The sequence below is a fragment of the Cyanobium sp. ATX 6A2 genome (assembly GCF_024346355.1).
Taxonomy (GTDB): Bacteria; Cyanobacteriota; Cyanobacteriia; order PCC-6307; family Cyanobiaceae; genus NIES-981.
This window is the reverse complement of sequence record NZ_JAGQCU010000009.1, coordinates 38,756-51,343: the sequence shown is the minus strand read 5'-3', so window position 1 is coordinate 51,343 and position 12,588 is coordinate 38,756. Positions and strand designations below refer to the sequence as shown.

Sequence of the window (12,588 nt, the reverse complement as noted above, 5' to 3'; positions counted from 1 at the left end):
CACCACCTTAAATGAGAATGATTCCCAGATTGAGCCCGCTTCATGGGTTGTGAGCTGACCGCCGGCGGGGCGGCCATCGTGGTGGTGGGCGCCGGGCCCCAGGCCCTCTGCCTCTGCGCCCAGCTGCTGCGCAAACGGCCCCGCTGGCGGCGCCACCTGCGGGTGATCGATCCGGCCGGCGCCTGGCTCAGCCGCTGGCGCCGGCAGATGCACCGCCTTGAGGTGCCGATGCTGCGCTCGCCGGCCCCCCACCATCCCCATCCCAACCCCAACGCCCTGCGCGACTACGCCCACGGACGGGGGCGCGGCCACCAGCTGCACGGCCCCTTCGGCCAGCCCCACACCGGCCTGTTCAGCGATTTCTGCCAGCAGCTGATCGACAGCGAGAACCTGGCCGCCCTGGTGCGTCCCGGGCAGGTGCGGGAGCTGCGGCTGGCTCCCTGCCGCAGCGGCCCCCTGGAGCTCAGCCTGGCCAGCGGTGAGCGGCTGCAGGCCCGCCAGCTGGTGCTGGCCTGCGGGCCGGGAGAGCCCCGCTGGCCGGCCTGGGCCCTGGATCTGCCGCCGCTGCATCCGCCAGCAGCGCTGCAGCACAGCCGCACACTCAACCTGCCCGCCCTGGGGCGGCTGGATGGGCAGCGCGTGCTGGTGGTGGGAGGCGGCCTCACCAGCGGCCATCTGGCCCTCGGCGCCCTGGAGCGGGGAGCAACGGTGGAGCTGCTCTGCCGCCGCCGGCTGCGGGCGCAGCCCTTCGACAGCGACCCGGGCTGGCTGGGCCCGAAGCGGCTCAAGGCCTTCGCAGCCGAACCCAGCTGGCAGCGGCGCCGGCAGCTGGTGCGGCAGGCCCGCGGCGGCGGCTCCCTCACCCCCGAGGTGCGCCACCGGCTGGAGCAGGCCCGCCGCGGCGGCCGGCTGCGGCTGCACGAACAGATCGAGGTGCGGCAGCTGCACTGGGGCGGCAGCCACTGGCAGGTGGCCTGCAGCGATGGCAGCGCCCTGACGGTGGAGCGCATCTGGCTGGCCACCGGCCATCAGCAGGGCGTCAGCCACCAGCCCCTGCTGCGGCAGCTCCAACGGCAGCGGCCCCTGGAGCTGGTGGACGACTGGCCCGTGCTCAGCCCCGAGCTGGGCTGGGGCGGAGCGGGTGTGTTCGTGATGGGGGGCCTCAGCGCCCTGCAGCTGGGCCCGGCCGCGGCCACCATCCACGGCGGCCGGGAGGGGGCGCGGCGGATCACGGCCGGCCTGCTGCACCGCTGCCCCCCGGCATCGGCCACCGTCCTGGGGAGCGGTGCAGAATCGCTGCGCGCAGCCCCGGAGCGATGACCAGCGCCGTTCTGACGCGCCTCAACACGGCCTGGGCCCTGTTCCAGGGCCTGCTGCTGGAGGCCCTGCCGTTCCTGCTGATCGGCGTGCTGATCGCCTCGCTGGCCCGCTGGTTCAGCCCCGGGGGCGCCTGGCTGCGCCGTCTGCCCGACCACCCGGTGGCCGGGCCGCTCACCGGCGCGGCCCTCGGATTCGCCCTGCCCGCCTGCGAGTGCGGCAATGTGCCGGTGGCCCGGCGGCTGCTGGTGGGGGGAGCGCCGGTGGGCACCGCTCTCGGCTTCCTGTTCGCGGCGCCGGTGCTCAACCCGATCGTGATCGCCAGCACCTGGGCGGCGTTCCCCGATCAACCCTGGCTGCTGCTGGCGCGGCCGGCGGGGGCGGTGCTGGTGGCCCTGGGTCTGGCCCTGCTGCTGCGCCTCCTGCCCGAGGCCACCCTGCTGCGCACGGATCTCCTGGAGGAGCGCCGTCTCAACCAGCCCCTGGCCAGCGTCAGCCTGCTGGAGCGCCGCACCGGTGTGATCGGCCTGCCCGAGGACGCACCCCCCAACCTGCCCAGCCAGCTGCCGTCCAGCTGGCAGGAGGTGCTGCGCCACGGCAGTCGCGAGTTCCTCAACCTGGCCCTGCTGCTGGTGGCCGGCTGCGCCGTGGCCGCCCTGGTGCAGGCGACGCTGCCGCGCCAGTGGCTGCTGGCGGTGGGCGGCGCCCCCACGCTCTCGATCGTGGCCCTGATGGCCCTCAGCCTGGTGCTTTCGGTGTGCTCGAGCGTGGACGCCTTCCTGGCCCTCGGCTTCGCCGCCCAGGTCACCCCCGGCGCCCTGCTGGCCTTCCTGCTGCTGGGCCCGGTGATCGACATCAAGCTGGTGGGGCTGCTGAGCCTGCTGTTCCGCGGCAAGGGGCTGCTGCTCACGGCAGCCGGCTCCGGGGTGCTGGTGCTGCTGATCGGTCAGTGGGTGAACCTGTGGCGGCTCTGATCCGCGGCGTGGCCCTGGGCCTGTGGGCCGTGGTGCTGCTGCAGAGCAGCGTCGACGGACGGCTGGATCTGCTGCTGCGGGCCGCCTTCCACCCCCTGGTGAGCAGCGCCGGCGGCGTGCTGCTGATGCTGGCGGTGGTGCAGGTGCTGGTGGGAGTGCGGCAATGGGGCCAGGGCGCCGATCCCGCCAGCCGCCAGGAGCGCCGCCTGAGTATGGCCACGGCGCTGATCGCCGCGCTGCTCATCGCCCTGCCGGCCAATCCCTCCTTCGCCGATCTGGCCAGCCAGCGACCGGCGGACGACACCGGCAACGACACCCTCAGCTTCGTGCTGCCGCCGGCCCAGCGCAGCCTCACTGACTGGGTGCGGATGCTGCGCAGCCAGCCCGATCCCCAGCTGTTCGAGGGCGATCCGGTGCGCATCAGCGGCTTCGTGCTGCCTATGGCGGAGGGTCCGCCCCAGCTGGCCCGACTGCTCGTGCGCTGCTGCCTGGCGGACGCCACACCGGTGGGGCTGCCGGTGCGCTGGCCCGCAGGCGAGCCCCTGCCCCGGGCCGATCAGTGGCTGGCCATCGAGGGCCGCATGGCGATCCAGAACAAGCAGCTGGAGGTGGTGCCCGAGCGCAACCAGCCGATCCCCCGGCCGGCCCGCCCGCTGGAACCATGACCGGCATTCCCTCCCTTCCCCGGCCCTCCCGGCCCCTGCTGCTGGCCCTGGGGCTGCCGGCCCTGCTGGTGGTGGCCCAGCAGCAGCTGCTGGTGCGCCAGGCGCCACAGCTCGAAGAGCTGGGCAACGCCCCGGCCAGCTCCGGGCCGGCGGCCCTGCAGGCCCGCTTCAGCCGGCCGATGCAGGCCGCCAGCCTGCAGCAGGCCAGCCGCCTCACCCCTCCCCTGGCCCACAGCTGGCTGGGCAGCGGCAGCAACCTGCTGCTCAGCCTCGCCGAGGGCCAGCGCATCGAGGCCCCCCTGGAGCTGCAGCTGGCCGGGCGGGATGAACGGGGCCTGACCCTGCAGCCCAGCAGCTGGCACTGGGATCCCCGCCCGCGGGTGCTGGCGGTGGTGGGGGCGGCGGGCGGCGAGCAGCTGCAGCTGCGCGAGCACGACGGCAGCTGGCGGCCGATCAGTCCGGTGTGGCCGGAGATCCCCCATGTGCTGCCCCTCGGCGATGGCTCCGGGGTGGCGGCCGCCAGCCGCGAACCGGACGGCCAGCTGCGGCTGTGGCGCATTCCCCTGCGCCAGCGCAACCTGCGGCCGGCCGACGAGCCGACCCAGGCGGTGCGCGCCGAAGACCCCCAGCCCCTGCAGGCCGGGCCGGTGCTGTTCGCCCACCTGAGCAGCAACCGCCAGGGTGATCTGCTGGTGCAGAGCGGCCAGCTGGAGCCCGGCAGCAGCCAGGCCCGGCTGCAGCGGGGCGGGGGCTGGCGCTGGCGGCGGCTGCCCTGGAGCGCCAGCGGACCGATGCTGCTGCTGCCCGAGGGGGGCGCGGTGGTGGTGCCCGACACCGATGGCCTGCACCTGGAAACCCTGCCGCCCCAGGCGCCGCGCCGCCAGACCCTGCCGGGCAGCCGGGATCTGAGCAGCTTCTGCCCCCAGGCCGGGCGGGCCCTGCTGCAGCGCCACTGGCCCGACTTCCGCCGCTCGCTGGAGCTGCTGGAACCGGGACAGCCGCCGAAGCAGTTATGGCTGGGCGAACAGGCCCTGGTGGCCAGCGCCTGCAGCCGCAGCGGCGATCGGGTGTGGGCCCTGCTGATGGAGGGCAGCGTGGAGCCACGCCTCACCCTGCTGGCCCTGAACCGGCAGGGCGTCGAGCTGGGGCGGCGCCTCCTGAGCGGCTGGGAACTGGAGCCCGGCAGCGGACTGCACTGGGACGCCACCGGCGATCAGCTGCTCACCACCCTGCGGCCCAGGGCCCGCGGTGATGCCGCCCCACCACCGGCCCGGGCGGTGCTGATCGACGCCACCAGCCTGGAGCTGCGGCCCCTGCAGGCGCCGGTGAAGCGGGCCCAGTGGCTGGTGGCCGGTTAGAACGGCCTCACCGAACGGCCCGCCGATCCTCCCTGGCCACCGTGGCTACCACTCTCAGCTCCCGTCAGGAACAACTGCTGGAGGCCCTGCGCCGCGCCGGACGCGAGCTCTCGGGCCAGGATCTTCACGCCTGCCTGCGGGCCAGCGCCACCCCCATGGGACTGGCCACCGTGTATCGCCATCTGCGCCAGCTGCAGCAGTGGGGCCGGGTGCGCTGCCGCCATCTGCCCAGCGGCGAGGCCCTGTTCGCCCCCACCGAGCGCGACGAACACCACCTCACCTGTGTGGACTGCGGCCAGACCCACCGGCTCGACCGCTGTCCGGTGCATGCCCTGGAGCTCAACGACGAGGAACTGCGGGGCTACCTGCCCCTGTTCCACACCCTGGAGTTCTACGGCCTCTGCCCCGACTGCCAGCGCCGCCAGCGGCGGAGTGAGACTGAGGTGGGCGAGGTGGCCGGCCAGGCCACCCCGTCGCCGTCTGTCTAACGTCTGAGAACCGTTCTCGCCGCCGCCATGGGGTCCAGCACCACCGCCACACCTGCCCTGCAGGACACGCTCGAGGCCGAGTCCAGGCCTCTGCCTGTGACCATCCTCACCGGCTTTCTGGGGGCCGGCAAAACGACCCTGCTCAACCACATCCTCAGCAACCAGGAGGGCCTCAAGACCGCCGTGCTGGTGAACGAGTTCGGCGAGATCGGCATCGACAACGACCTGGTGGTGGCCACCGCCGACGACATGGTGGAGCTGAGCAACGGCTGCATCTGCTGCTCGATCAACGGCGAGCTGCTGGAGGCCGTGTATCGGATCCTGGAGCGCCCCAACCCGGTGGACTACCTGGTGGTGGAGACCACCGGCCTGGCCGATCCCCTGCCGGTGGCCATGACCTTCCTGGGCAGCGACCTGCGCGATGCCACCCGCCTCGATTCGATCATCACCCTGGTGGATGCCGAGAACTTCAGCGACGAGCTGCTGGAGGGGGAGGTGGCCCGGGCCCAGATCGTGTACGGCGACATGATCCTGCTCAACAAGTGCGACCTGGTGGCCGAGGAGCGGCTCAAAGCCCTCGAGAGCCGCCTGCGCCAGATCAAGACCGACGCCCGCATCCTGCGCTCGGTGAAGGGCGCCGTGCCCCTGCCGCTGCTGCTCAGCGTGGGGCTGTTCGAGAGCGACCGGGTGGTGGCCGACTCCATCGAGAACGATCCTGCCCTCGACCACAGCGCCTGCGACCACGACCACGGCCACTGCGAGCACGAGCACGAGCACAGCCATCACGATCACGCCCACAGCCACGCCCACCACGACCACAGCCACGACGCCCATCCCGATCACGCCGCCATCGAGGGCTACACCTCGCTCTCCTTCGCCGCCGATGGCCCCTTCGCCCTGCGCAAGTTCCAGCACTTCCTCGACAACCAGCTCCCCGAGAGCGTGTTCCGGGCCAAGGGCATCCTCTGGTTCAACGAGAGCGCGCGCCGGCACGTGTTCCACCTGGCCGGCAAGCGCTTCTCGATCGACGATTCCGACTGGCCCAGCGACCAGCGCAAGAACAACGTGGTGCTGATCGGCCGCGACCTCGATCACGCCAAACTGCGCAGCCAGCTCCAGGCCTGCGTGGCCAGGGACGCCGGCAAGGGATTCGCCTGAAACGGCCCGGAAACGCAAGCAGCCCGCAGCCAAACCGGGCTCCTGCATCAATAATGGCGCCAAGGGTTTCCCGGATTCAGCCCGGGAAGGCAACGAGGAAAGTCCGGTGCCGGGAGTCCATCCCCACTCCGGCGCTGTCCCGCAGCTGTGATGGCGCCCCGGCCGCTCCGGCCCGCGCCTGAGCCAGAACGCTCACCCCCGCCTCACCTCCATTCCTTCCGGCGCGGACCGGCCTCTCCATGCGTTTCTCCACCCTGCGTCCCCTGCTCCTTCCGGTGACGGCAGGGCTGGGCCTGAGCCTGCTCTCCGGCCTGCCCGCCCAGGCCCACGGCATCGCCGATGCCGGCTTCAGCACCGGCTTCAGCCACCCGATCACCGGTCTCGACCACCTGCTGCTGCTGGTGGGCGTGGGTGGCGTGGCCGCCTTCATGGGCGGCTCCGTGCTGCTCTTTGCCCTGGTGGGAGCCGTGGCCGGAGCGGTGGTGGGCTCCCTGGGCGGCGATCTGCCCGGCGCCGAACTGCTTGCAGCCCTGGCGATCTCGGCCCTGGGGGTGGTGATCCTGGCCAGCCAGCGCAGCGGCCGCAGCCCGCGGCTGGGGCTCATCGGCACCCTGGTGGCCCTGGCCATCGCCGTCCACGCCCTGCTGCACGGCCAGGAGGCCAGCGGCGGCGCCAGCTGGTGGCTGGGGGCCGCCCTGGGCTCCACCCTGGCGGTGGCCGTGAGCTATGGGGTGCTGCGCCAGGCCCACATCCGCTGGACCGTTGTGGTGGCAGCCGTGCTCGCAGTGTCCGGCGTGGTGCTGGCGTTTGCGTAGAGGGTTTGCGTAGAGGAACAGCCAGGGGCGAACGGCCAGCTTTGCTACACCACAGCCGTGCCTTCTGGCTACGGTGAGTCGAGTTACAACTGTTCCATGGCCGAACTGCTTCTGCTCTCGGGCGTGATCGCCCTGTTCGGCCTGGCTTTCTGGCTCACCATCGACTCCGACGACGACAATGGCGGCGGTGGCCTGATGCAACCCGCGCTGGTGCCGGTGCGGGTTCAGCGTCACCGCTGAGCCCCTGGCTCATCCCTTGGCCCGAGGGTCGGAACGTCAACCTGTGCCATCGGCTACGGCCAGGTGATTCCCGCTGCCGCTTTGGCAACCAGCTTCCCCGATAGAACACTCCCACCGGCCGCCCCCTTCGATGGCGGGCCCACCGGTGAGCGTCGCCACAAGCTTCACGGGGAAGCCAACAGCGCCGGGCCCTGGCCTGGAGGTTGGTAGCAAATGTCACCCGATCTCAGCAGATCGGTCACATGGTGCTGGGCGAGCGATCCCTAGGGTCGCTGCAACCCCCGTTGGCGTGGTTTAAGGACGCTGCGATGCCGGCCTGCCGCCGGCGGCGCTGATCACCGTCGTTCCACCCTTCCCGTCACCGCACCATGCGTCAACGCCATCTGTTCAGTGCCGCGCTGCTCTCGGGCTCGCTGCTGCTGGCCGGCTGCCAGCAGGACAGCACCGGGGGAGACTCCCTCACCCTTTACTCCGGCCGCGGCGAACCCCTGGTGGCACCGCTGATCGAAGCCTTCGAGCGCGAAACCGGCATCACGGTGGATGTGCGCTACGGCGGTACCGCCGAACTGGCCAACCTGCTTCAGGAGGAGGGCGGCCAGAGCCCTGCGTGCGTGTTCTGGGCCCAGGACGTGGCCGCCCTCGGCACCACCAAGCCGCTTTTCAAGGTCCTGCCGGCCTCGATCACCGACAAGGTGGAACCGGTGTTCCGCGACCGGGACGGCAAGTGGATCGGCACCTCTGGCCGGGCCCGGCTGCTGATCTATTCCCCCGAGCGCCTGCAGGAGGGGGATCTGCCCTCCACCATGGCCGAACTCGCCGATCCGAAATTCAAGGGCCGACTGGCCGTGGCGCCCACCAACGGCTCGTTCGTGGCCCACGTGGCCGCCCTGCGGCTCAGCCAGGGCGATGCGGCCGCCGAGGCCTGGCTCCAGGGCATCGCCGCCAACGAGCCGGTGATCGTGCGCAACAACACGGCACAGCACCAGGCCATCGCCGATGGCGAAGCCGACCTGGCCTCCACCAACAACTACTACCTGGGCCGGTTCAAGGCCAGCGATCCCAACTTCCCCGTGGCCCAGACCCAGTTCGAGCCGGGCGACATCGGCAACCTGATGCTGGTGGCCGGTGCGGGCATCCTGGAGAGCTGCAACAACAAACCCGCAGCCCAGATGTTCATGGACTTTCTGGCCAGCCCCACGGCCCAGCAGTACTTCACGGGCAGCGTGTTCGAGTATCCGGTCACGGGTATCTCGATCGTGCCGGAGGGCACCGCCGGCGTGGACTACGCCACCGCCGCCGCCAATGCCCCCAAGGTTGATCTCAACGACCTCACGGATATGCAGGGCACCCTGGCCCTGATCAACAAGCACCTCAACTAGCGCTTGCTGATCGCAGCCCCGCCACAGCGTTCCGCGCGTCGACGCCCCAGCCTGCCGCTGGCCAGGCTGCTGTTCAGCGGCCTGGGGCTGGCGGTGGCCGGGCTGATGGTGCTGCCGCTGGTGTACCTGCTGCTGCGGGCCAGCGAGGCCGAGCCAGCCCAGGTGGCGGCGCTGCTGTGGCGCTGGCGCACCGTGGAGCTGTTGGCCAACACCGCTGCCCTCACCGTGGGCGTGCTCACGCTCAGCACCCTGATCGCCCTGCCGCTGGCCTGGCTGTTGAGCCGCACCAACCTGCACGGCCGCCGCTGGCTCAACCTGCTGGCGGTGCTGCCCCTGGCGGTGCCGGGCTACGTGATGGCCTACGCCCTGATCGGCCTGGCCGGCAACTACGGCTTTCTCAACCAGACCATCGGCGTCACCATCCCCAGGCCCCAGGGCTTGTGGGGCGCCACCCTGGCCCTGAGCCTCTATTGCTATCCCTACCTCTACCTCAACCTGCGGGCGGCCTTCGCCGGCCTCGAGGCCAGCCTGGAGGAAACGGCCCGGGCCCTGGGGGCCAGCCCCCGCCAGGTGTTCCGTCGGGTCACCCTGCCGCACCTGATGCCGGCTCTGATGGCCGGCTGGCTGGTGGTGGGGCTCTACGTGCTCGGCGACTTCGGCGCCGTGGCGCTGATGCGCTTCCGGGTGTTCTCCTACGTGATCTACCAGCAGTACGCCATCGCCTACGACCTCCTCTATTCGGCCTGGCTGTCGCTGATCCTGATCGCCATCGCCCTGCTGGTGGTGTGGGTCGAGAGCCGGCTGCGCCAGGGGCAGCACTACAGCGGCAGTGGCACCGGCAGTGGCCGGCCCCTGGCCCCGCTGCGGCTGCCGGCCTGGGGGCAGGTGCTGGGTCTGCTGTTCGCCATCGCCGTGGCCACCGCGGCCCTCGGCCTGCCCGTGGCCGTGCTCAGCTTCTGGATCAGCCGTGGCGTCTCCCAGGCCACCTGGCAGGGGTTGCTGGGCAGCTTTGGCCAGTCGCTGAGCGTGGCTGCCCCCGCAGCCCTGCTGGCCGGCCTGATGGCGATTCCGGTGGCCGTGCTGGCGGTGCGCTTCCCCGGGCGCCTGTCGCGCTGGGTGAACCGGTTGTCGTTCGTGGGCTATGCCGTGCCCGCCCTGGCCTTCGCCCTGGCCTTCGTGTTCTTCACGCTGCGCAGCGCCCCCTGGCTCTACCAGACCCACGGCCTGCTGGTGCTGGTGTATGCCCTGGCCTTCCTGGCGCTGGCCATCGGCCCGATCCGCAGCGCCCTGTATCAGGCCCGGCCGGCGATCGAGGAGGCAGCCCGCGCCCTCGGCCTCGGGCCCCTGGCCAGTTTCCGGCGAGCCACCCTGCCGCTGATCCAGCCGGGGCTGGTGGCGGCGGTGGTGCTGGTGTTCGTCACCGTGATGAAGGAGCTCCCCATCGCCTTCCTGCTGGCACCACCTGGATTCAGACCCCTGGCGATCCAGATGTTCTCGCGCACCTCGGAGGGAATGCTGGTGGAGGCGGCGCCCTACGCCGCGGCAATCATCGCCTTCTCGGCCCTGGCCGTGGGCGTGGTGCTGCGGCGCGATCGGGAGCGGCCGCAGACCACCGCGATGCCCGCAGCTCCGGCTCCATCCCTGTCGACATCCCCTCCGCCATGCCGATGAACGCTTCGTCCCACTCAATTCCACTCCTGGAGGTGCGGGGCCTCTGCCGCCAGTTCGCCAACGGCAGCCCCGCCGTGGACAGCGTGAGCTTCAGCCTGGAGCAGGGCGAACTGATGGCCCTGCTGGGCCCCTCCGGCTGCGGCAAGACCACCACCCTGCGGATGATCGCCGGCCTGGAAACGGTGGACGCCGGCTCGGTGTGGCAGCACGGCATCGAGATCACCGGCTGGCGACCGGAGCGGCGCGGCATCGGCCTGGTGTTTCAGGACTATGCCCTGTTCCCCCATCTCACCGTGGGCGAGAACGTGCGCTTCGGCCTGCACCGCTGGCCCCGCTCCAAGGCGGCGGCCCGCAGCGAAGACATGCTGGAGCTGGTGGGGCTCACGGCCCTGGCGCGCCGCTATCCCCATGAGCTCTCCGGCGGCCAGCAGCAGCGGGTGGCCCTGGCCCGCACCCTGGCACCGCAGCCGGAACTGGTGCTGCTCGATGAGCCCTTCTCCAACCTCGATGCCGCCATGCGCCTGGAGATGCGCCAGGAGGTTCGCCGGCTGCTGCAGCGGGCCGGGGCGGCGGCAATTCTGGTGACGCACGACCAGGAGGAGGCCATGGTGATGGCCGATCGCCTGGCGGTGATGGAGCGGGGTCGGCTACTGCAGTGCGGCACACCCGATGCCATCTACCGGCGGCCGGCCAGCGCCTTCGTGGCCAGTTTTCTGGGACGCTCCAACCTGCTGCGCGGCCAGGCCCACGGCTCAGCGGTGGACACGGCGCTGGGCTGCCTGGCCCTGGTGACTCCGGCCCAGGGTCCCACCACCATCGCCGTGCGCCCCGAACAGATCCGGCTGGTGGCCGATGCCCAGGCCGCGGCGACGGTGGAGATGCGCGAATTCCGCGGCCACGATCAGCTCTACCGCGTACGCGTGGGTGACATCGCCCTGACGGTGATCAGTACCAACACGGATGCGCTGCAGGAAGGCGAGCGGGTGCGGCTGGAGGTGAGCGAGCAGGTGGTGGCGCTGCCGGCATGAATGCGGGCTCCGCAGCGCTGGCCCTCACCTGCACCGCACTGGCCAGCCCAGCATGGGCCACACCAGTGGACGGGCTCGGGGACGTCCGTCCCACGGACTGGACCTACCAGGCGCTCGCCAACCTGATCGAGCGCTACGGCTGCGTGGCCGGCTACCCCGACGGCACCTTCAAAGGCCAGCGGGCCATGACCCGCTTCGAGGCCGCCGCTCTCCTCAACGCCTGCCTCGATCGCGTCACCGAGGTGACCGACGAGCTCAAGCGCCTGATGGCCGAGTTCGAGCGGGAACTCGCCATCCTCAAGGGCCGCGTCGATGGCCTCGAGGCCAAGGTGGGTGAGCTGGAGGCCAACCAGTTCTCCACCACCACCAAGCTGCGCGGTGAAGCCAGCTTCATCCTGGGCGGCTCCCCCGACTTCAAGAGCCCGCTGCGCAACTCCGACGGCACCCGCCCGGTCCGGCCGAACGAAACCACCGTCAACTACGACCTGCGGCTCGTCCTCGACACCAGCTTCACCGGCAAGGACCTGCTGCGCACCCGCCTGCGCTCCGGCAACTTCTCCAGACTGCCCTTCCGCGAAGGGATCTTCATCCTCGACAGGGCCTCGGGCAGCGACGACAGCGTGCGCGTCGATCGTCTCTTCTACGGATTTCCGGCCGGTGAGCACGTGCGCATCACCGTGGGTGGCCTTGTGCGCAACACCGACATGCTCTCCTTCTTCCCCTCGGTGTACAGGAGTGAAGTGCTCGACTTCTTTTCATTGGCGGGCGCCTCCGGCACCTACAACAAGGCCACCGGGGCTGGCGTCGGCTTCAGCTGGCGACAGCATCCGAAACCGAGCACCGCCACATTCACCGTGGATGCCAGCGTGGTGGCGAACAACGGCTTCGCCGACGCCAGCGTTGGTGTGCTCAACCGCCAGAGTGGCCTCAACGCCCTCAGCCAGTTGGGCTACCACGGCAGCAACTGGGGCCTGGCCCTGAGCTATCGCTATGGCTCCCAGAATTCCAGGCTTGCAGATGCCAACTTCAACGCCACTGTGCCCGCTGGCGCTTACAGCAACAGCCTGGCCGTCGCTGGGACCTGGAGCCCGATGGACACCAGTTGGATCCCCTCGATCAGCCTCGGCTATGGCTACAACTGGACCATCTCCTCAGTGGGCGATTCCCAGTCGTGGATGGCCGGCCTGCAGTGGAACGATCTGATCTGGCCTGGAACCACCGCCGGCATCGCCGTGGGACAGCCACCGTTCACTGGCAGCGCAGACAACGGGGTGCTCTACGAACTCTTCGTTCGCATTCACCTGAGCGACCACATCACCATCACCCCGGGCCTCTTCTACGGTCGTGATGTGGCCACCAACAGCGGCAATGACGCCTGGGGTGGAGTACTGCAGACCACCTTTCGCTTCTGAACAGCGCGGCAAAGGCTGGAGCCCGGCAGACGCACCCGGATCGGAACGTGTCGGTGCAACATTGATCACACGGGATCGTGACA

The 12,588-nt window shown here is 70.7% G+C and carries 12 protein-coding genes; all 12 read left to right on the top strand.

The annotated features are described in order from the left end of the window. Positions 1–42: 42 nt before the first annotated feature. The 12 genes from KBY96_RS09685 (at position 43) to KBY96_RS09630 (ending at position 12,505) form a co-directional block, all read left to right on the top strand. A complete protein-coding gene (locus tag KBY96_RS09685; protein WP_254979164.1) occupies positions 43–1,320 on the top strand; it encodes an FAD/NAD(P)-binding protein in 1,278 nt (425 codons plus the stop codon). 11 nt (positions 1,321–1,331) lie between these two features. Further along, positions 1,332–2,291, top strand: coding sequence for a permease (locus KBY96_RS09680; protein ID WP_396122313.1), 960 nt, complete (start codon positions 1,332–1,334; stop codon positions 2,289–2,291). Beyond that, entirely contained in the window at positions 2,267–2,956 is a 690-nt protein-coding gene (locus KBY96_RS09675; RefSeq protein ID WP_254979162.1) for a TIGR03943 family putative permease subunit, read from the top strand. Before KBY96_RS09680 ends, KBY96_RS09675 begins: the two co-directional genes overlap by 25 nt. Then, complete coding sequence (locus tag KBY96_RS09670; protein ID WP_254979161.1) at positions 2,953–4,314, top strand: hypothetical protein; 1,362 nt, start codon at positions 2,953–2,955, stop codon at positions 4,312–4,314. The genes KBY96_RS09675 and KBY96_RS09670 overlap by 4 nt, the downstream gene beginning before the upstream one ends. A 32-nt stretch (positions 4,315–4,346) precedes the next feature. Beyond that, positions 4,347–4,802 carry a Fur family transcriptional regulator gene (locus KBY96_RS09665; protein ID WP_261358320.1) on the top strand — a complete coding sequence of 152 codons (456 nt, stop codon included), beginning with the start codon at positions 4,347–4,349 and terminating at the stop codon, positions 4,800–4,802. 27 nt (positions 4,803–4,829) lie between these two features. Beyond that, positions 4,830–5,960 (top strand): GTP-binding protein, encoded by a 1,131-nt coding sequence (locus KBY96_RS09660; protein WP_254979159.1) that lies wholly within the window; start codon positions 4,830–4,832, stop codon positions 5,958–5,960. 239 nt (positions 5,961–6,199) lie between these two features. Next, the gene (locus KBY96_RS09655) at positions 6,200–6,775 is read left to right on the top strand and encodes a HupE/UreJ family protein (protein WP_254979158.1); all 576 of its coding nucleotides are present in this window, start codon (positions 6,200–6,202) and stop codon (positions 6,773–6,775) included. Between the two features lie 96 nt (positions 6,776–6,871). Then, positions 6,872–7,015, top strand: coding sequence for a hypothetical protein (locus tag KBY96_RS09650; protein WP_254979157.1), 144 nt, complete (start codon positions 6,872–6,874; stop codon positions 7,013–7,015). A 368-nt stretch (positions 7,016–7,383) separates the two neighbouring features. Then, positions 7,384–8,394, top strand: coding sequence for an extracellular solute-binding protein (locus KBY96_RS09645; RefSeq protein ID WP_254979156.1), 1,011 nt, complete (start codon positions 7,384–7,386; stop codon positions 8,392–8,394). A gap of 3 nt (positions 8,395–8,397) precedes the next feature. Then, the gene (locus KBY96_RS09640) at positions 8,398–10,065 is read left to right on the top strand and encodes an iron ABC transporter permease (protein ID WP_254979155.1); all 1,668 of its coding nucleotides are present in this window, start codon (positions 8,398–8,400) and stop codon (positions 10,063–10,065) included. After that, positions 10,062–11,093, top strand: coding sequence for an ABC transporter ATP-binding protein (locus KBY96_RS09635; protein ID WP_254979154.1), 1,032 nt, complete (start codon positions 10,062–10,064; stop codon positions 11,091–11,093). Before KBY96_RS09640 ends, KBY96_RS09635 begins: the two co-directional genes overlap by 4 nt. Beyond that, complete coding sequence (locus KBY96_RS09630; RefSeq protein ID WP_254979153.1) at positions 11,090–12,505, top strand: iron uptake porin; 1,416 nt, start codon at positions 11,090–11,092, stop codon at positions 12,503–12,505. Before KBY96_RS09635 ends, KBY96_RS09630 begins: the two co-directional genes overlap by 4 nt. Positions 12,506–12,588: the final 83 nt, after the last annotated feature.